Raw genomic sequence first — 19,198 nt, forward strand, 5'->3', positions numbered from 1 at the left:
TTCATGGTTACTCGTTTTTGAAGTAAACCTAATCAATTCAAATCGTCACCGCACTAAAAAGCTTTTAAAGCGTTAACTATCAATAAGTTCAAAGAACAACACTATATTTTTAATGGACACTTATGATTTAAGATATTAATTGATCCTGATGTAATCTATATTGTTGCATAGAAAATGCCACAGTTCAATGTCTTTATAAATGATTAACGTAATTATCAGCAATTGCAGCTGAAATTCAAACGATTCAAAGCATAATATGCCGACACTATTTATCGATGCGGGCAACACGTTTGTAAAGATGGCGGAGTATTATCCGCCGGAAACGGGAATAGGTGCAGTTGATCCGGATAATGCAGCCCGCGGAGGAAGTAACTGGAATCTCGTCGGACGTTTCCGTTGGGAGCAGCAGGAGCTGGAAGTTTTTTTTTCCGGTGAAATTGGGCGGTATACCAGAATTGTACTTGTGTCTGTCAGGAACAACAGTCGCCTGGCAACGCTTCTCCGCGATGGCAATTTGCAAAAAAATGCTGCTGTGACTGTTCTGGATCATTCCGTTTTGTCAAAGCATAACTGCAGCTACAAAACACCCAAAACACTCGGTATGGACCGTTTTTTTGCATGTGCAGGTGCCCTGAACCTGAGCAGGCAATACGGTCGTCATTCCGGGGGAGTACTTGTGACAGATGCCGGTACAGCCTGCACCATAGATTTTATGAACGAATCGGGAGTCTTTGCCGGAGGCGTTATCATGCCCGGACTTAGGATGATGTCTGATACGATCAATTCCGGGGCCGAAAATCTGTTTGAAACCCGTCTTCATCTGCCGGATGCTGCAATACCTGATACAACAGAAAAAGCTATTCAAACGGGAACATATGGTTCATTCATCCACGCATGGAATGCACATGTGGAAAAAATCCTGAACCATTATCCGCAAACCCTGATATGGGTGACCGGTGGGGATGCGGGATTTATACGGGATCATTCTTCTTTCAAAGTGACTCATAACCCGTATCTGGTTTTTGAAGGTATGCGGATATATTTGGGTAAGTGATCATTCTAAGTATTGCATTTTTGATCAATCAGAATGATAGCAGAAAAGAAAATCAGTCTCTGATCTTGTCAAAAATCAGCGCATTGACCATTTCAAGGGCTACCTGGTTTTCTCCGCCATGCGGGATGATAATATCTGCGTAGCGTTTGGTCGGTTCCACAAATTCCAGGTGCATGGGGCGGACAAATTTTTCGTACTGATCCAGAACGCCTTCAATGGATCGCTTGCGTTCGGTAATATCCCTTCTGAGCCGGCGCAGCAGGCGCACATCATCATCGGTATCCACAAACAGTTTTATATCCATCAGCCGGCGAAGTTCTTTTTCGTAGAAAATGAGAATGCCATCCACCAGAATGATTTTTTTCGGTGTTATCGTGAGGGCTACATCTTTACGTATGTGATTGGCAAAATCATAAATCGGGCAATCGATGCTGTAGCCGGAACTCAGCGCCTTGATATGGCGGATCAGCAGCTCGGTTTCAAGGGATGCAGGATGATCAAAATTTTGTCTGGCGCGTTCTTCAAAAGAAAGGTGCTTCAGATCTCTGTAGTAGGCATCATGAGCTATGAGCGAAAGGTTTTCCTCTCCAATATGTTGCACAATGTGCTGTATTACTGTCGTTTTACCGGATCCGCTTCCTCCCGCGACACCGATTATCAAGGGTTTGTCCATTTGATGGTGTTAATACTTTTTTGCGTAAATAATTCAGGGTCAGTTGGCGCTGGTTTCCCGGTTGCGGTCCCGTTCCAGCCGCTCTTTATAGTCACGTATGGAACGGAAAATGGCAGAGGCCATAATGTTCTGTCCATATTCGCTGCTGAGAAACTGCTCTTCCTGCGGATTTGTAATATATCCGAGTTCTACAAGAATGGATGGCATGGAGGCATGGTACAGCACGATGAATCCCGCCTGTTTGACACCAAGTGACCGTCGCTTTGCACGTTCTGAAAACTGCTTGTCCATTTTTCCCGCAAGCATTTCACTGCTGGCCATGAAGCCAATGTTGGACAACTCGTAAACGGCAAGCTGTTCCGGTGTAAGCGTTTCGGAGCGTTCGTCCTCTTCTTCAAACCGGATGGCACTGTTTTCTTTTTTCATTACCTCAAATGCTTCGCGGCTCCGGTGCATCCCCAGAAAATATATTTCGGTACCGTGTGTATGCCGGTTTCTGTTGGCATTGGCGTGTACGGATACAAACAGATCGGCTTCAGCCCGGTTGGCTATTTGCCCGCGCTCCTGCAGGGGAATAAAGGTATCGTCTTCACGTGTGTATATCACTTCGATTTCAGGCAGATATTTTTCGATGTACTCTCCCACCTTGAGGGCTACGGAAAGAGCAACATCTTTTTCCTTGGTTCCCCGGTAGCCTATTGCCCCGGGGTCCCTGCCGCCGTGTCCGGCATCGATAACGATACGGTTGAGCCGGAGATATGACTCGCTCAGTTCGGATGGAGCGAGATCGAATGCGTCCCTGTCAAGTTGCCGCTCCGGGGCGACATCGGCATCCGATTCATCCCAGCCGTTAAGCGCAATGTCCGGACTGGTATCCACATCATAAATCAGATCATCCCAGAAAATGGGGTACAGACCGTCGGTCAAGACGTCCAAATCATTCGGAGATGCCTCGGTCAGGCCTATGAGCAGATCACGTCCGTTGGCGTCCATGTAAGCATCTGCGATCATGTAAACATCTTCGCTCAGGTAGATGTCCGCTCCGATTCCCCCTTCAATATCCTGATAGAAAAAATTTTCGAATACCTCGTTGTTGTTGCCTGTCTGAATTTCGTCCGTCCTGATGCCGTCCTTGTACAAGGCAAGTTGAATCAGTTTCGGGTTGGGCTGCCAGACAAAAAAGGAGTCGGGTTTGCTGGCCATGTGAAACCGGACGACGTAGCCAAGTCCGTCTGAACGCTCTACAGTGGATACCCTGTCAAGAGGTGAGGAAGCGATAGCAACCTGGCTCATAACCGGCAGAAGTGCTGTAAGCAGAAGTGCGGTAATTAATGCCAGTGTTACCAGAGGTACGGACATTGTTGCTGTCCGGCCTGATGTGCGCCCAGAAATGTTGTGCAGAGTGCTCCGGAGTGACAACATGGAATCCTTTTGTTTTCGATAAAAATACGGCTAATTATGCTTTCAAGGCAAATATGATAAAAGAAAATGGTATAACGTGATTCCGATGCTGACCGAGATGTTGAACGAATGTTTTTTTCCGTACTGCGGTATCTCCAGCAATGTGTTGCACTGATTCAGCAGCTGTTGGTCGATGCCTGTCACCTCATTGCCGAAAAGAATGCAGACAGGGATATCTTTTTGCGGTTTATAATCAGACAAGAGCCGGCTTTGATGCGTTTGCTCCATCCCGGCAAGCAGGTAATTGTTTTCGTTACACCATTTGACAAATGTGTCCGGATCAGCTTCATGGCTCCATGAAACGGTCTGATCAGCACCCAGGGCTGTTTTGCTTATTTCAGGGCGGGGAGGGAACGGGGTGTAGCCGGACAAAAAAAGGTGTTTGATGGCAAAAGCATCAGCTGTGCGAAAAGCGGACCCGACGTTGTGCATGCTTCTGATGTTGTGAAGCCATAAAACAAGATCCGGCATGGCTGCCGGCGGAGTCCGGTCCTTGTTGCTGTTATAAATTTCACGTGTGGTTTTTCTGCGGATTCCTTCAGATGGCATATAACATGCTGTTTTTTATTTTTCGAATTTTAGCGTATTTTTAACAGTTATAGAAAGCATCAGGATTTTTACCAAAATATGTTTTTTCCGGCCCGTTGCATATTGCTGCACGCATTTGCAATCGGGTCTTTTTTATTTTGGGTATGCCTGTCAATGTTGAATCTAACAGTAAACTCAAACAAAGGAGTATCGTGAAGGTAAATTATCTTTCCAAAGAAGGGTACAACAAACTGAAAGATGAACTCAGGGATCTGGTTACCCGCGGCAGAAAGGAGATTGCCAAACAGATTGATGAGGCCCGTTCCCATGGTGATCTCAGTGAAAACGCCGAATATGATGCAGCCAAGGAAGCCCAGGGCAAAATGGAAGCCCGGATATCCGAGCTTGAAAATATTATGGCCAATTCCCGGATTCTGGATGAAAAGAATATGGATGACTCCAGGGTTTACATTCTTTCCACAGTCACTATATTCAACCGGAAGACCCGGAAAGAGATGCAGTACACCCTGGTATCAAAGGATGAAGCAGATTTCAACAAGGGGAAGATCTCGGTAGATTCGCCTATTGGCAAAGCTTTGATGGGAAAAAGCAAAGGCGACACCGTTAAAGTAAAAGTCCCGGCCGGAACCCTCGAGCTGGAAATCCGGGAGATTGAGCGTCAGGCCTGAAAAACCGGATCAGATAACCAAATCGCTTCCGGGACTCATCGCTTATTCATGAAAATTTATTATCATGCAATACTGCCGTTTACAATGAAGTATCCGGACAGAAATGTAATGCCCGATACAGGACCAGCACGTAATTGCTTTGCTGTTCAATCTAACTTCAGTCAACTAAAGTCATCTAAAATAATATTGTTATGAAAATAGCTGTCATCGGAACCGGTTATGTCGGACTGGTCACAGGAACCTGTTTTGCCGACTCAGGAAATCATGTTATTTGTGTGGATAATAACCCGGACAAACTGGATCTGCTTCGTCAGGGTGAGGTGCCAATCTATGAGCCGGGTCTTGAGACGCTCTTTAAGAGAGCGATTCGTGAGAAACGAATCACTTTTACCGATGATCTTTCAGAGGCTGTAAAGCAGTCTGATATATTGTTCCTTTGTCTGCCTACACCGCCCGGTGCCGACGGTCAGGCCGATTTAAGTGCCGTAGTTAAAGTTGCAGAACAAATCGGTGACTTGATAGATGATTATAAGGTAATTGTGAATAAAAGTACCGTACCGGTGGGAACTGCCGACAAGGTGCGCCTGACTATAGAATCACGAACAAGTGTCCCGTTTGATGTGGTTTCCAACCCTGAATTCCTCAGGGAAGGTGCTGCCGTCAATGACTTCCAGAAACCCGAACGCGTTGTGATCGGAACATCCAGTGACCGAGCCGCAGAACTCATGAAAGAGTTGTATGATCCGTTCGTTCGCAGTGGAAACCCCATCATCATCATGGACGAGCGCAGCTCGGAAATGACGAAATATGCGGCAAACGGCTTCCTGGCAACAAAAATCACATTCATGAATGAAATCGCCAATATTTGTGAGAGAGTTGGGGCGAATGTTGATCATGTCCGAAGGGGTATCGGAACCGATTCGCGAATCGGCAAGCGTTTTCTTTTTGCCGGAATCGGATTTGGAGGCAGCTGTTTCCCGAAAGATGTCCAGGCCCTTCATTACACGGCCAAAGAAAACGACTACAATTTCCGGATTCTTGATGCCGTCCAAAAAGTCAATGATTCCCAAAAGCTGTCCATAGTTGAAAAGATAAAAAAGTTTTACAACGGTCAGGTAAAAGGACGAACCTTTGGTGTCTGGGGCCTGACATTCAAGCCTGAGACCGATGACGTACGTGAAGCTCCGGCAATCTATATCATTCAGGCACTTATCGGGCTGGGTGCACACGTGAAAGCTTATGACCCCGAAGCCCGCAAAACATTTCCTGCCGCTGTTGGAGAAGAAATAAGCTCTCAGATAGATTATGTCGAAGATCAGACATCGGCACTGCAAGATGTTGATGCACTCATCATCAGTACTGAGTGGAATGAATTCCGCCGTCCCGATTTTGACAACTTTATCAAACTTATGAAAGAACCGGTGATATTTGACGGACGCAACCTTTACGATCTTGAGCGGATGGAAGAGCTCAACATTACCTACTTCAGTGTCGGGCGGCGTGGTGTGAATGTCAACCGGAAAGTAACCAATGCCTGACCGCATAGTGATTACGGGAGGTGCCGGATTTATCGGCTCTCATCTGTGTGCCCGGTTTATTGAAGAGGGTGCAGAGGTGGTTTGTATCGATAATTTGTCAACCGGAAATCTCGACAATCTCGGTCATTTTTTCGGAAATGACAGGTTTACTTTCATAAAATATAACGTTACCGAGTATCTCTATGTACCCGGCAAGGTAGATCTGATTCTTCACTTTGCCTCACCGGCTTCCCCTGTGGATTACCTGAACCTGCCGATACAGACACTTAAAGTCGGTTCTCTCGGGACTCACAAGGCACTTGGTCTGGCAAAAGAGAAAAGTGCACGGTTCCTGCTTGCTTCAACAAGCGAAGTCTACGGAGATCCGCTGGAACATCCCCAAAAAGAAACCTACTACGGCAATGTCGATCCGGTTGGTTTGCGCGGCGTGTACGATGAGGCCAAACGGTTTGCCGAAGCACTGGTCATGGCCTATCATCGCAACCATGATATTCAGACCCATATTGCACGCATATTCAATACATATGGTCCTTATATGCGTATGGATGACGGCCGCGTGCTTCCAAACTTCATTACCCAGGCACTGCAAAATGAACCGCTGACGGTCTACGGGGACGGTTCTCAAACGCGTTCATTCTGTTATGTTGATGATATTGTGGAAGGGATCATCAGACTGTGCAAAACAGACCATGCCGAACCGGTGAATCTTGGCAACCCTGATGAAATAACCATCAACGAACTTGCAAACGAAATAATCAGGCGCACCGGAAGCAGCAGCCCCATTAAACACACAGATTTGCCGCAGGGTGATCCCAATGTCCGGCAGCCCGATATATCCCTGGCCAGAAATTTACTGGACTGGGAGCCGGTAGTCGACAGGAATAACGGGCTTGACCGTACCCTGGACTACTTTAAAACGCATCTGAATGGCAGGTGACTCCGTTCATATCCTCGGCATTTCATGTTACTACCATGATGCCGCCGCAGCTCTGCTGACCAATGGTGAACTGGTGTCCGCAGCACAGGAGGAGAGATTTACCCGTATCAAACACGACCAGAACTTTCCTTCCAATGCCATTGCATGGTGTCTTGAAAAAAACGGTATCACAATAAAAGACATCGATGCCGTTGTCTTTTATGACAAACCCTTTCTGAAGTTTGAGCGCATACTTGAAACGTATCTGGCATACGCTCCTTCCGGCATTCGAAGCGCCTGGAAAGCCCTGCCTGTGTGGATAAAGCAAAAACTGTGGATATCCGACCATATTCGTTCCGAGCTGGGATTTGAAGGAGAACTGTTGTTTCCGGAGCACCATGAGTCCCACGCGGCATCCGCTTTTTATCCTTCACCTTTTGAAGAAGCAGCAATTCTCACGATGGATGGTGTAGGCGAGTGGGCTACCAGTTCCATCGGTCACGGCCGGGGAAACACAATTACTTTGAACCGCGAGTTGCACTTTCCCCACTCCCTTGGGCTGCTTTACTCCGCATTTACCTATTTCACGGGGTTTCGTGTTAATTCCGGTGAATACAAGGTGATGGGACTGGCACCTTACGGAAAGCCGAAATACAAGGATGTTATTCTCAGCGAATTAATTGATTTGCGGGAGGACGGCTCTTTCCGGATGAATATGGACTACTTTGGCTATGGCCCCGGGCTCACCATGACAAACAGACGGTTTTCCAGACTCTTCGGAGGCCCGCACCGCAAACCGGAATCACCGCTGACACAACGTGAGATGGATCTGGCGGCTTCTGTTCAATACGTTACGGAAGAAATTATGGTACGGATGGCCAGGTATGCCGTGAACGTTACCGGCAGCCGCAACCTCTGCCTTGCCGGTGGTGTTGCATTGAATTGTGTTGGCAACGGCCGCATCCTCAGGGAGGGAATTTGTGAGAAGTTATGGATTCAGCCTGCATCCGGAGATGCGGGCGGGTCGGCCGGTGCGGCATTTCTGGGCTGGCACCGTTATTTCAAAAAACCGCGTAAGGTTACCCGGCCGGATGCCATGAAGGGTACTTTTCTCGGACCTTCATTTGGGACGAACGACATTGCAGAATTTCTCAGGTCTGTTCCGGATTACGCCGGAATTGCTGATCATCCCCACGAAGAGCCGCAACTGCTTGAAAAAACTGCCGCACATCTGGCAGGCGGGAAGGTGGTCGGCTGGTTTCAGGGCCCCATGGAGTTTGGTCCCAGAGCACTTGGCGGACGCTCCATTCTTGGTGACCCCCGCTCGGAATCCATGCAAAAAACACTCAATCTGAAAATCAAATACCGGGAAAGCTTCCGTCCGTTCGCACCAAGTGTTGCCGAGGAAGAGGTTCAAAACTATTTCAAGCTTGCTGAACCCAGTCCGTACATGCTACTGGTTGCTGATGTTGCTGACGATATCCGCAAACCGGTAGACGAATCGGTCACTGGACTCGACAAACTGCATCAGGTTCGTTCGGAACTGCCGGCAATCACCCATGTTGACGGATCGGCGCGTATTCAGACTGTCAACAGCAAAACCCATCCCAGATACCATGGGCTGATCACGTCATTTGCCAGGCTTACGGGGTGTCCGGTTATCATTAACACCAGTTTTAATGTCCGCGGAGAGCCTGTTGTCTGCACTCCCGAGGATGCATGGCGCTGTTTTATGCGCACGGATATGGATGTCCTTGTCATGGATCGGTTTATAATTGAAAAGAAAGACAAAGACCGCCTGGCTGATCCTGAGAAGACCATGGCATCACTTCAACCCGATTAAGTTTTCTGACTCCGTAAAGCATAACCGGATTATGTTCAAAAAACTGCTCAGTGAAATAACAATAAACAGAAACGTCCTCAGGCAGTTCGGATGGGTCATGGCTGTCATGCTGGGCCTGATAGTGCCTGTGATTATAACCTGGTTTCAGGACTGGGAACTTGTCCGCACGGCCATAATCGTGTCGCTTGCAGGAGTACTTTTTCTGCTTGCGGGTCTGACAGCGCCGCAAATGCTTCGTTATCCGTATATCATTTGGATGCTGATCGCGCTTGTATTGGGTACGATCGTCACCCGTATCATCATTACTGTTGTATTCTATCTGATGATTACCCCGGTCGGATTTATAAGAAGGCATTTCGGGACAAAAGACTTGCTTGGCCTGAAACCGGATGCTGAAAAAGCTACTTACTGGGTGATCCGGGATGACGACCCGCGGCCGGACCGGATGAAGAAGCAGTATTGACTATTCACTGACAACAAATTCAATTTCTTCGAGAACATTGCCCTGCTCATCCTGCAGTTCAACCCGCCAGTTGCCCGGCTGAAGACCAACGGAAGAGTAGGTGCGCCAGTTCGGAGAGATCCCGATTTTACTGTTCATTTCAAAATAGAGTTCATCCTCATGATACCATTTGAAAAAGAGATCCTGCATTTCATCATTGTTGTGAATCCGGGCAAAGCACCAGGCTCTGGAGTCAGCCATGCTGTATGATTCTACCACTTCCACCGGTTCCCGCTCAATTACATCCTCTGCCAGCAGAAACTCCTTTACAAACAGGGTGTCTTCATTCTCTAATGAACCGGGATCAGAATAATTTTCCATGGAATTCATTCCAAAATGGGATAATTTCACTTTGCCGGCAGATGAACCTGACACTGTTTCCGGATTGTTTAAGGCAGTTATTGAAATAACGGAAACAAGGAAGAGACACAGCAGCGGAAACGAAAGCCGGTTAACATAATCAGCAGAATAGTCAGAACGGTTCAAACAACATTTATTTAAGAGCATAATGTCATTAAAATTGGTCGATGTTTATCCATACAGGCAGATACAGGAAGATGTCCGGTTTTTGATATTCAAACGCGCCGAATCTGCGATGTACGCCGGGCAGTGGAGGATGATCGGTGGAAAAGTGAATCCGGGTGAGCATCGTTCATCGGCAGCTTTGAGGGAATTAGGAGAAGAAACAGGTTGCAATGTACATGATTTCTGGGTTGTGCCGCAAATTAATCAATTTTATGATCACAATACCGATACCATTCATCACATAGCCGCGTTTGCTGCCGGAATAACCGGTCAATCTGACATAAGATTAAATCATGAGCATCAAAGTTACAAATGGGTTTCCGCTCCGGAGGCAAAAAAAATTCTTAAATGGCCGGAACAGGCTCGCCTTATACAACTGATTCATGATATCTTGACTACCGGCGAAGTTTTACCGGAGTGGAAAATCAATGTGCCGCAGTAACTATTTAATGTTGAAAAACTACTGACTATCGCAATTACATGGTAATGACAAAGCAATTCTGGAAATCCGATTTGAAATCAAAGACCTTTTTACCCTCTCTGATACCAGCAGCCCTGGCGCTGCTGGTTTGTGCATACATGCCGGTTTCATCACAAGCGCAGCTTATCAGCACGGATAGTTACGAGGTAGGTGTTGCGCCCGATGTTTGGTTCAACTCTGTCGACGGAGTGATCGTGGGCCTGCGGTTCCGGGGTGAAGACCCGAGGACTTTCCTTGACGGACCACACCGGATCAATGCAGGAGTCTGGCTCGGTACCCGGATTCCCGATACGCCTGTTTCCTACATGTTTAATTACGCACATCCTGTTGAAAGAATAAGCAGCCCCCAGAACGAGGGGGCCATACATTTGCGCAGCTCCATTCGAACCGGCGTTCACAGGCATGAAGCGGGTCTGAGTAAACGCTGGCAGCCCGGTTTTGACGAATATGAAACTTTCGAACTTGAGGGATTTGCAGGTTTATATTACCGGTTCGACCATGATTACTTGCTTTATGAAGAACTATGGCAGGAGTCACCCGTTTTGTATTTCCGTACTAATGCAAAAAAACGGGACAGGAACTTACTTGGACGGTGGACAGCATCGTTGACTGCAACTGCAGGTTTGCCTGCTGACACAGATGATCCGTTTATCAATTTTGCGTATGAGTCAGGCGGCCACCCGGAAGCCCTTGGCACAGAAGGGCTGTTTGGCCAGGCACAGCTTGAGCTGCTGCAGCATATCAGCATGCCGGCCGGGTTTTCTGTCCGGACCAGACTGTTCGGAGGGTTTTCATCGGATGCTGTACCTCCGGAGCTGCGATATTCGGTATCGGAAGCAGCATCATTTGATCAGCTGCGGTCGCCGCTGACCAGAGCAAAGGGTACCATTCCTGTAGACTGGGTCCGCTCAGGTTGGGTGCATGTTGCCGGCGGTCCCGCATTGCGAGGTTATACCATGCAGACAACCGATTCCAGAGAAGCCGGAGTGATGGGCTGGGTACAACACGCAATCGCCATGAACCTTGACTTCTACTATCCCAATCCAATAAACACATATTTTGCCAAAATCCCTTATCTTGGTGATGTGCTGCGTCTGGAGTCCTACTTATTTACAGATGCAGGATTGATGTATCAAAGCGATGCAGAAAATGCACTTACCGGTGATGCGGGCAAGCCGGAGTGGCAGCAGTTGCTTTTGAATACAGGAGCAGGTTTTATGCTGTCATTCAATATACCCGACTATCTTGGCCGTGACCGCGGCTTTTTCATACGTTATGAGATACCTTTCTGGGTTTCGGAAGTGCCCGGAGATGAAGACAATTTCGATATTCGACACGTACTTGGCGTTGGTTCTCAGTTCCGGTTTTAGTGTTTATTTCCTTAATGCAATTTCATCTGTTTAAATGTTTGGATTTATATCGTCACATGTTATCCCATGACCGTTTTTAATCATGCTCATGTGTGTCCGGATTTCAGCCGGTCATGATCATTTCATCTTTTTTATAAATCATTTCAGCTATGCTAGTACTCGTCATTAACTGCGGAAGCTCTTCGGTAAAATATCAGCTAATTGAAACAGAAAAAGAAGATCATGTTTGTGTCGGTTCTGTGGAGCGGATCGGGGCAGTCACATCCATTGTAAAACATCATATCGTTGACCAGAAGCCGGTAAAAGAGACGACAGTCATTGAGGATCATAACCAGGCCCTGAAGGCTGTCATGGACTTTATACTGGACAAGGAAAACAAGCTCGTCGGGTCAGTTGATGACATCAAAGCCGTGGGACACCGGGTGGTCCATGGCGGCGAGTCTTTCAAAGATTCCGTTCTTATTGATGAATCGGTTATTGAAGCAATTGAACAGGCCATTGACCTGGCACCACTGCACAATCCTCCAAACCTTTCAGGTATCGAGGCCGCCCGAAAGCATCTTCCCGATGTGCCCCATGTCGCAGTGTTTGATACCGCTTTCCATCAGACCCTGTCACCCGATGCCTATCTGTATGGCATTCCCAACCGGATGTACCGTAAATACCGCATAAGAAAATACGGTTTCCACGGCACCTCTCATTATTTCGTAAGCCGCAGATATTACAGGATTACGGGCAAGGGTCCCGATGACAGCAAGCTGATCACCTGTCACCTTGGCAACGGCTCATCCATAGCGGCTATAAAAAACGGAGATTCAGTTGATACAAGTATGGGTTTTACACCGTTGTCAGGACTTATAATGGGAACCAGGAGCGGAGATATTGACCCGTCCATACTTTTTTATCTGGTTGAAAAGGAAGAGCTTTCACTGAATAATCTGCATGCACTGCTTAACAGACACAGCGGCCTGCTTGGGATGAGCGGGTATGCCAGTGATATGCAGGATCTGCTGGAAGAGGCCAAAAACGGGGACAAGCGCTGTGCCCAGGCCGTTTCAAGCTTCTGTTACCGGATCCGGCAGTTTATCGGCTCCTATTATGCCGTTATGAATGGGTGCAATGCCCTTATTTTCACCGCAGGGATCGGCGAGAACTCGCCTGATATCCGCGAAGGAGCACTTAAGAACCTGGACGCCATGGGGGTTGAGCTGGATCATGACAAAAACCGCGATGCATCACTGACCGGTGAACGAAAAATCAGCACAGACAACTCAGAAGTCGATGTCTACGTTATACCAACCAATGAGGAGTTGGTAATTGCTATAGATGCAGCAAAAATTGCCACTGCTTACAAACAGTCACCGTGGATCTGAGCACCTTTACAGCTCTTGCAAGATATCGAATTCAATAGTATGCCGGACTGCTCCGGTTTTTACCGGAATGGGTTTCCCGTTGCAGCAGTTCTGCTGATTTTTTTCTTTGCCGGATGTACGACCACTTCATGGGTGGTAGATGATGAGACGGCCAGAGATTACGACTCCCGTACGGTAGTATCCGACTCAGTCTACTTCCAGCAATCCGGTGCTCCTAGTCCCCAGAACCCGGTTCTGGAGCTTGATTTTCTGCTGTCTACGAAAGCAGAATACAATGAACATCTGATCTCCAGAAGGTACATTCAGCAGTACAGGCCCCGTTACGGTTATCTCGCACTTGGAATGACGGGAATGGGGATCGGACTTTATCTGGCCAATACATCCGTTATCGATGCGGACAAGCTTTCCACAAGAGACCGGGCGTTATTGAACTCAGCTGCGCTCAGCATCGGACTCGCATCGTATTTCAGCATGAAGCCGGTCGGAGAGGCACGGCCGGCCGGAGAGAAGCGGCAGCTGCAAAAAACCGGTACAATAGTTGAACATGATACCATCCCCGCAGAACTTCCGGAAGATGCCGCTGCCACATTATCCATCCACAGGGGAGACAGCGTCCTGGTTTCGGATGAAAATCTGGCTTTTGAAGAAAACCGCCTTGCCGTAAATATCCCTGAAAAGTCCGGTCTGCAGCAGCTGGATGCCGGGGATACGCTTTCCCTTGATATCACGGTTTCTTATGAAGAGCATCGGTTCCGCTCGCGTATCCCGGTTTCTGATTTTATGCAGGAATTTGTTGTCACCGACTCCTCTGATGTTCCTGTCAGGTCTTCACCCGCGCTGATCAGCAACAATATCATCCGCCATGCAGGTGCTGAAAGCAGATTTCCTTTCCTGACGGATCTGAATGACGGTTGGTTTCGTATTCTCAAAAGCGGTGAGGCTGCCTATATCCAAAAAGAAAAGGTCAGCCGGGTATGGCGGGTTGCGGATGTGACGGAAAGCGACCATCTGGTAGTTCAGTCAGACAGACCTGTATTTGGAGATCTTGAAGTGGAGAGAAATCTCCCTGACAATCAGAGAACAAATCCTGATGCCATTGCTGTCATTATCGCCAACGGCACCTATGAAGATCCCGTCAGAATTTTACCCCATGCCGACCGGGTTGCAGAACTGGCGGCAAGCTATTTCCGCGATGCCGCCGGACTCTACTCCGATAATATTGTTATCCTTGAGGATATGTCCAGAGATGACATGCTGCAGTTTATTGATGATGGTGATTCGCTGAAAATTGGCGGACGCCATCTGTCTGCGGAGGAGTCCGATTTCTATTTTTATTATTATGGCCATGCGTTTACGGATGAAGAAGACAGCCTTTTTCTGCTGCCTGTAGATTATGATCCGGGTGACAGAGAAGAGCGGTACGTTTCATTTGAGGCTCTGGCGGATGCAATCGGTGCTTTGCACACAAGGTCATCACTTATTGTTATGGACACGGATTGGTCGAGGGCATCTGTATTTGGCCAGGAAGTATCCGGTGAAATCCGAGGCAGGGATCAGGCAGTTGACGAACTGTCCCGCAAATTGACCGGTGGCCGGGAAAATACAGCGCTGTTCTGGGCATCCGAACCCGGTGAGATTTCAGGGCCATACTCGGGACCGAATGACCGGGTTCAGTATCCTTATGATTTATTTACCTGGTATTTCTTCAAATCCATTCAGGATGGATTTCGTACTGCGGGTGAGATAAGTGATTATCTGGAAAGAAATGTTCCGTTTACATCCCGGCGGCTGCACGACAGGTCCCAGAATCCGTTGTTTTTCGGCAACAGGGATCTGATTCTGATACCGGACACTTCTGAACCGGAGGGCGGGGAAGATGAGCAGGCCGATATGGAATCATTGGAATAATTGCATTAGTTTTGATCTGCAAAGAACAACACGAATTTAATTGCGGTGAGGCTGCCAAATAGAAAAGACTTACAGAAGCTATTTTTCAAACACAAACATAAAACTTTATGGATATCATTAGTCGGATACGGTACAGGTCGGGTTTGATCAGGAAAAAAATTGTACTCTGTGAAACGGAGGATTTGAGAACGATCAAAGCTGCTGCATTTCTGGCTGACAACAAACTTGCTGACGTTATTCTGGTAGGGCCGGAGAAGGAAATCCGGCATTTTGCGGCAACCGAGTCGGTCAGACTTCCGGATACCATCCTTTATTCTGAGATTAAGGACGGTGAACAGCTTGACCGCTATGCTGATCTTTATTATGAAAAACGTAAGCATAAGGGGATAACCAGGGATCAGGCACTTGAAGTGGCCCGGCAGCCGCTCTACTATTCATCGCTGATGGTTGCATCCGGTGATGCCGACGGGGCTGTGGCAGGTGCGGACAATACCACCGGAGATGTTTTGCGTGCGGCTATTCAGGGTATCGGCCTGAAACCCGGATCCAATATTGTTTCCAGTATTTTTCTTATGAGTACCATGGACGGGCAGGTTTTCACCTATGGAGACTGTGCCGTTGTTCCCTATCCGGATGAACAGCAACTTGCCAGCATAGCCATTGACTCGGCACTAACACACAAGGCTTTGACAGATGAGGAACCGATGGTAGCCATGTTGTCTTTCTCAACACTGGGAAGTGCCAAACATGAGCGGAGCGAAATGGTGGCAAATGCAACCAAGATTGCTGCGGAAAAAAAGCCGGATCTTGATATTGACGGTGAGCTGCAGTTTGATACGGCTTATGTCGCATCAGTAGCAAAAAGAAAAGCCCCGGACTCCAGTGTGGCCGGCAAGGCCAACGTATATATATTTCCCAATCTTGATGCCGGCAACATCGCTTACAAGATCACGGAACGACTTGCGGGCGCAACCGCAACAGGCCCTGTGATTCAGGGCCTGGACAAACCTATGAATGATTTGTCACGCGGGTGCAACTGGGAAGACATTGTGAACACTTCATGTGTAACAGCTCTGATGGCCGATGCGGATCAGAAGTAATAGACCTTGTATTCCCAGGGCTCGAACGTCCATGATTCCATGGCAGCCATCTCGACTTCTTCATCACTGAAAAGCTCGGTATAAACGGCTGCGATTTCCGCGGACTCGATATCAAACGAGACCTCTTCATCACTGAGATTGAGGATCACGAAAACCATATTGTCGCCTTTCTGGCGATAGAATGCGAAAATGTTGTCATCTGCTGTGGTTTCCAGCCGAACCAAATCACCTCCGTGAATGCCGTTGAACAGGGCTTCGTTATCCCGGTTCAGGTGCAGCAGGCGGGTGTAGAAATTGAGCAGGGGATAATCGCCCCATTCGATGGGATCTTTTTCGAAAAACTCGAGCCGCTTGTCCATGGCAGCTTCTTGTCCGCTGTATACAAGCGGCATGCCCGGAATGGTAGCGGCCAGAACGGCAAATGTCTCGGCTCCATCACCGTAACGCTCGAAAACGGTTCCGTTCCAGCTGTTTTCGTCATGATTTGAAGTGAACTGCATCCGGTAGGCATGATCCGGGAACCGGTCCCGGTTTTCCTGCAGGTGCTCTTCAAACTCGTCAAGTGTGACATTTCCCGCAGCAATCTCATTCATCATGTGATGGGTTTCCCAGCCGTAAGACATGTCAAATGCATGTTCGTGATGTTCGGATGTCTCGGCTTCCGCAAGCATGAAGACAGGTTTGATCTGCTCCAGCCGGTAACGGGCTTCATTCCAGAAAGCTGTTGGAACCAGATCGGCAACATCGGCCCGGTAGCCGTCGATGTTGTACTCTTCCACCCAGAACTGCAGGGCGTCGTGCATCATCTCATGTGTTTCGGGATTGTCATAATCCAGCTGAATCACATCGGTCCAGTCAGTGTCCGGGGGAATGATAAAGTTGCCTTCGTCATCCCGTTCGTATAATTCCGGATGCGATTCGGTCCAGACAGCATCCCAGGCAGTGTGGTTGGCTACCCAGTCCAGGATGATATACATATCCTTGTCATGGATTTTTTCGACGAGTTTGCGAAAATCGTTGTGGTCACCAAATTCGGGGTTGACGTCATAGTAATCGTAAACGGAATAGTAACTGCCCAGTTCACCCTTTCGCTCCTTTTCTCCGATGGGATGAATCGGCATCAGCCACAAAATGTCCACGCCCATTTCCTGAAGCCTGGGAAGATGTTCGGCAAATGCTTCAAATGTTCCCTCTTCGGTATACTGGCGGACGTTCACCTCGTATATGGTGGCATTTTCAGCCCATTCAGGTGTAGGGGGAGGTGAGGGGTAATCAGCTTCTTCTTCCGGTGCACAGGAAGAGAAAAGAAAGATGCCTGCCAGAAGCAGGAGTAACTGACGGCTATGCATGATCATAATATGTATGAGTTAGATTTATTGGTAGTCAGATAAATAATATGAGACTGCCGGGGCTGCATTTATGCATCGCCCGGCTTTCGTGCATTATTGAAACTTCAACTGAAATTATACAACACAATGTAAAAATGAAAGCGCTTACTTAAGCATTTGTGTTTGCCAGGGCGGTAAAGCCCGGGAGCTAATTTTATTCGGTTTCGCCCGTTATAAACCTTATATTTAGATTTGTTAAAAATAAGGAACTTCTGCAGGGGTCAGCGTGGTTGAATGCAATGTATGGCACAGGCACTGATATAATCAGCAATGCCGAACTGCATTATGTTCCGACAAACCGCAGTTTTTTTACTGTCACACATCCGGCCGCTGTTAATCGTACAGCAGAGTCACAGCTAAAAATTCAAATTTTCTTTCCGTTATGAGTGATACCCAAACCATAGAGAATCTGGTTAAACAGCCGTACAAATACGGATTCAAGACTAATGTTGAGTACGACTACTTCCCGAAGGGACTAAATGAGGATATCGTAAACATGATTTCCGACATTAAGGAAGAGCCGGATTTCATGCGCGAGTTCCGTCTGAAAGCGTACCGGAACTGGAAAACCATGAAAGACCCTCTCTGGGCCAATATCAAGTATCCCAAAATCAACTATGACAAAATTCAGTTTTATTCGTCGCCCAAGAAAAAGCCCCAGCTGAACAGTCTTGATGAAGTCGATCCGGAGATTCTGGAGACATACGAGAAACTCGGAATTCCTATATCGGAACAGAAAATGCTTGCCGGCGTGGCCGTGGATGCTGTTTTTGACAGTGTGTCCGTAGCGACAACATTCAAGGAAAAGCTTGCCGAAGCAGGGGTCATTTTCTGCTCCATCTCCGAGGCTGTAAAGGAGTATCCTGAGCTGGTCAAAAAATACATGGGCTCTGTTGTTCCGTATAATGACAATTTCTTTGCGGCCATGAACTCGGCTGTGTTTTCCGACGGATCGTTTGTGTATGTACCGAAAGGTGTTGTAAGCCCCATGGAGCTTTCGACATACTTCCGTATCAACAATGAAGAGTCAGGCCAGTTTGAACGTACACTCATTATAGCTGAAGATGACAGCTATGTCAGTTATCTGGAAGGCTGCACCGCTCCCCAGTTCAGCAGCAATCAGCTTCATGCTGCCGTAGTGGAACTGGTCGCTCTTGACAATGCCCAGATCAGATATTCCACTGTGCAGAACTGGTATGCCGGCAATGAAGAAGGTGTCGGCGGAATTTACAATTTTGTGACAAAGCGGGGCCTTTGCAAGGGCGTCAACTCCAAGATTTCCTGGACGCAGGTCGAAACCGGTTCCGCTATCACCTGGAAGTATCCCAGTGTCATCATGAAGGGAGACAACTCCATTGGTGAATTTTATTCGGTGGCTGTAACCAATGACAAGATGGAAGCCGATACCGGCACAAAGATGATCCATCTCGGGAAAAACACCAACAGTACCATCATATCCAAGGGAATTGCCGCCGGCAAATCACAAAACAGTTACCGCGGTCTGGTAAAAATCAGTCCGAAAGCCACGAATTCCCGAAATTACTCGGTATGTGATTCCATGCTGATCGGCGATCGGTGCGGGGCCCATACATTCCCTTACCTGGAAGCCGGAAACAACAGCTCCAGCGTTGAGCACGAGGCAACGACATCAAAAATCGGAGAGGACCAGATTTTTTATCTGCAGCAACGCGGACTCGACGAAGAAAACGCGGTCTCAATGATTATTAACGGGTTTTGCAAAGAAGTTTTCAAAGAGTTGCCGATGGAATTTGCAGTGGAAGCAATCAAACTTCTCGGCATCAAGCTCGAAGGCAGTGTGGGCTGATGGATTCAGCCTTCCGGTTTAACT

Annotated in this window: 17 protein-coding genes; 12 read left to right on the top strand and 5 right to left on the bottom strand. The window is 47.8% G+C overall.

Translation table 11 applies throughout. From position 1 onward, the window contains the following. Positions 1-256 precede the first annotated feature (256 nt). Entirely contained in the window at positions 257-1,054 is a 798-nt protein-coding gene (locus NATSA_RS13515; protein WP_210513141.1) for a type III pantothenate kinase, read from the top strand. Between the two features lie 52 nt (positions 1,055-1,106). On the opposite strand, the gene udk is transcribed toward NATSA_RS13515, so the two are convergent. The 3 genes from udk to NATSA_RS13530 form a co-directional block, all read right to left on the bottom strand. Then, a complete protein-coding gene (gene udk / locus NATSA_RS13520; RefSeq protein WP_210513142.1) occupies positions 1,107-1,727 on the bottom strand; it encodes a uridine kinase in 621 nt (206 codons plus the stop codon). 39 nt (positions 1,728-1,766) lie between these two features. Next, on the bottom strand, positions 1,767-3,086 hold the full coding sequence (locus NATSA_RS13525; RefSeq protein WP_210513143.1) for an N-acetylmuramoyl-L-alanine amidase family protein: 1,320 nt from the start codon (positions 3,084-3,086) through the stop codon (positions 1,767-1,769). 105 nt (positions 3,087-3,191) lie between these two features. After that, positions 3,192-3,737: a TrmH family RNA methyltransferase gene (locus NATSA_RS13530; protein ID WP_210513144.1), complete on the bottom strand. Its 546-nt coding sequence runs from the start codon at positions 3,735-3,737 to the stop codon at positions 3,192-3,194. Positions 3,738-3,925: 188 nt separating this feature from the next. Between NATSA_RS13530 and greA the strand changes: the two genes are divergently transcribed. The 5 genes from greA to NATSA_RS13555 all read left to right on the top strand — a co-directional run bounded on the left by greA (position 3,926) and on the right by NATSA_RS13555 (position 9,165). After that, complete coding sequence (greA, locus tag NATSA_RS13535; protein WP_210513222.1) at positions 3,926-4,405, top strand: transcription elongation factor GreA; 480 nt, start codon at positions 3,926-3,928, stop codon at positions 4,403-4,405. A 191-nt stretch (positions 4,406-4,596) separates the two neighbouring features. Beyond that, positions 4,597-5,943 carry a UDP-glucose dehydrogenase family protein gene (locus tag NATSA_RS13540; RefSeq protein ID WP_210513145.1) on the top strand — a complete coding sequence of 449 codons (1,347 nt, stop codon included), beginning with the start codon at positions 4,597-4,599 and terminating at the stop codon, positions 5,941-5,943. Further along, the gene (locus NATSA_RS13545) at positions 5,936-6,880 is read left to right on the top strand and encodes a UDP-glucuronic acid decarboxylase family protein (RefSeq protein ID WP_210513146.1); all 945 of its coding nucleotides are present in this window, start codon (positions 5,936-5,938) and stop codon (positions 6,878-6,880) included. The genes NATSA_RS13540 and NATSA_RS13545 overlap by 8 nt, the downstream gene beginning before the upstream one ends. Further along, entirely contained in the window at positions 6,870-8,702 is a 1,833-nt protein-coding gene (locus NATSA_RS13550) for a carbamoyltransferase family protein (RefSeq protein ID WP_210513147.1), read from the top strand. The genes NATSA_RS13545 and NATSA_RS13550 overlap by 11 nt, the downstream gene beginning before the upstream one ends. A gap of 31 nt (positions 8,703-8,733) precedes the next feature. Continuing rightward, the gene (locus NATSA_RS13555) at positions 8,734-9,165 is read left to right on the top strand and encodes an SxtJ family membrane protein (RefSeq protein WP_210513148.1); all 432 of its coding nucleotides are present in this window, start codon (positions 8,734-8,736) and stop codon (positions 9,163-9,165) included. Here the strand turns inward: NATSA_RS13555 and NATSA_RS13560 are convergent, their stop codons facing one another. Further along, entirely contained in the window at positions 9,166-9,525 is a 360-nt protein-coding gene (locus NATSA_RS13560; protein WP_210513149.1) for a DUF2914 domain-containing protein, read from the bottom strand. Positions 9,526-9,712: 187 nt separating this feature from the next. Between NATSA_RS13560 and NATSA_RS13565 the strand changes: the two genes are divergently transcribed. From NATSA_RS13565 to pta, 5 genes are all read left to right on the top strand, one after another. Next, positions 9,713-10,171, top strand: coding sequence for an NUDIX domain-containing protein (locus tag NATSA_RS13565; protein WP_210513150.1), 459 nt, complete (start codon positions 9,713-9,715; stop codon positions 10,169-10,171). 44 nt (positions 10,172-10,215) lie between these two features. After that, positions 10,216-11,580, top strand: coding sequence for a hypothetical protein (locus NATSA_RS13570; RefSeq protein WP_210513151.1), 1,365 nt, complete (start codon positions 10,216-10,218; stop codon positions 11,578-11,580). A gap of 149 nt (positions 11,581-11,729) precedes the next feature. Then, positions 11,730-12,953: an acetate/propionate family kinase gene (locus NATSA_RS13575; protein ID WP_210513152.1), complete on the top strand. Its 1,224-nt coding sequence runs from the start codon at positions 11,730-11,732 to the stop codon at positions 12,951-12,953. Between the two features lie 15 nt (positions 12,954-12,968). Then, positions 12,969-14,861 carry a hypothetical protein gene (locus NATSA_RS13580; RefSeq protein ID WP_210513153.1) on the top strand — a complete coding sequence of 631 codons (1,893 nt, stop codon included), beginning with the start codon at positions 12,969-12,971 and terminating at the stop codon, positions 14,859-14,861. Between the two features lie 107 nt (positions 14,862-14,968). After that, positions 14,969-15,961, top strand: a complete 993-nt coding sequence (pta, locus tag NATSA_RS13585) for a phosphate acetyltransferase (RefSeq protein ID WP_210513154.1) — start codon at positions 14,969-14,971, stop codon at positions 15,959-15,961. Here pta and NATSA_RS13590 read toward each other — a convergent pair. Beyond that, on the bottom strand, positions 15,952-17,310 hold the full coding sequence (locus NATSA_RS13590) for an alpha-amylase family glycosyl hydrolase (RefSeq protein WP_210513155.1): 1,359 nt from the start codon (positions 17,308-17,310) through the stop codon (positions 15,952-15,954). The genes pta and NATSA_RS13590 overlap by 10 nt on opposite strands. 421 nt (positions 17,311-17,731) lie before the next feature. On the opposite strand from NATSA_RS13590, the gene sufB reads away from it, so the two are divergent. Then, positions 17,732-19,174 (top strand): Fe-S cluster assembly protein SufB, encoded by a 1,443-nt coding sequence (gene sufB / locus NATSA_RS13595; protein WP_210513156.1) that lies wholly within the window; start codon positions 17,732-17,734, stop codon positions 19,172-19,174. Positions 19,175-19,198 lie beyond the last annotated feature (24 nt).

Source organism: Natronogracilivirga saccharolytica, from assembly GCF_017921895.1.
Taxonomy (GTDB): Bacteria; Bacteroidota; Rhodothermia; order Balneolales; family Natronogracilivirgulaceae; genus Natronogracilivirga; species Natronogracilivirga saccharolytica.

What these genes read in the sequence shown, in the direction of transcription:
- NATSA_RS13590 (WP_210513155.1), bottom strand. Translation starts at nt 17,310, where the DNA reads ATGCATAGCCGTCAGTTACTCCTGCTTCTGGCAGGCATCTTTCTTTTC.
- NATSA_RS13565 (WP_210513150.1), top strand. Translation starts at nt 9,713, where the DNA reads ATGTCATTAAAATTGGTCGATGTTTATCCATACAGGCAGATACAGGAA.
- udk (WP_210513142.1), bottom strand. Translation starts at nt 1,727, where the DNA reads ATGGACAAACCCTTGATAATCGGTGTCGCGGGAGGAAGCGGATCCGGT.
- NATSA_RS13545 (WP_210513146.1), top strand. Translation starts at nt 5,936, where the DNA reads ATGCCTGACCGCATAGTGATTACGGGAGGTGCCGGATTTATCGGCTCT.
- NATSA_RS13560 (WP_210513149.1), bottom strand. Translation starts at nt 9,525, where the DNA reads ATGGAAAATTATTCTGATCCCGGTTCATTAGAGAATGAAGACACCCTG.
- NATSA_RS13570 (WP_210513151.1), top strand. Translation starts at nt 10,216, where the DNA reads ATGACAAAGCAATTCTGGAAATCCGATTTGAAATCAAAGACCTTTTTA.
- NATSA_RS13540 (WP_210513145.1), top strand. Translation starts at nt 4,597, where the DNA reads ATGAAAATAGCTGTCATCGGAACCGGTTATGTCGGACTGGTCACAGGA.
- NATSA_RS13575 (WP_210513152.1), top strand. Translation starts at nt 11,730, where the DNA reads ATGCTAGTACTCGTCATTAACTGCGGAAGCTCTTCGGTAAAATATCAG.
- NATSA_RS13555 (WP_210513148.1), top strand. Translation starts at nt 8,734, where the DNA reads ATGTTCAAAAAACTGCTCAGTGAAATAACAATAAACAGAAACGTCCTC.
- NATSA_RS13530 (WP_210513144.1), bottom strand. Translation starts at nt 3,737, where the DNA reads ATGCCATCTGAAGGAATCCGCAGAAAAACCACACGTGAAATTTATAAC.
- NATSA_RS13550 (WP_210513147.1), top strand. Translation starts at nt 6,870, where the DNA reads ATGGCAGGTGACTCCGTTCATATCCTCGGCATTTCATGTTACTACCAT.
- NATSA_RS13515 (WP_210513141.1), top strand. Translation starts at nt 257, where the DNA reads ATGCCGACACTATTTATCGATGCGGGCAACACGTTTGTAAAGATGGCG.
- pta (WP_210513154.1), top strand. Translation starts at nt 14,969, where the DNA reads ATGGATATCATTAGTCGGATACGGTACAGGTCGGGTTTGATCAGGAAA.
- NATSA_RS13525 (WP_210513143.1), bottom strand. Translation starts at nt 3,086, where the DNA reads ATGTCCGTACCTCTGGTAACACTGGCATTAATTACCGCACTTCTGCTT.
- sufB (WP_210513156.1), top strand. Translation starts at nt 17,732, where the DNA reads ATGAGTGATACCCAAACCATAGAGAATCTGGTTAAACAGCCGTACAAA.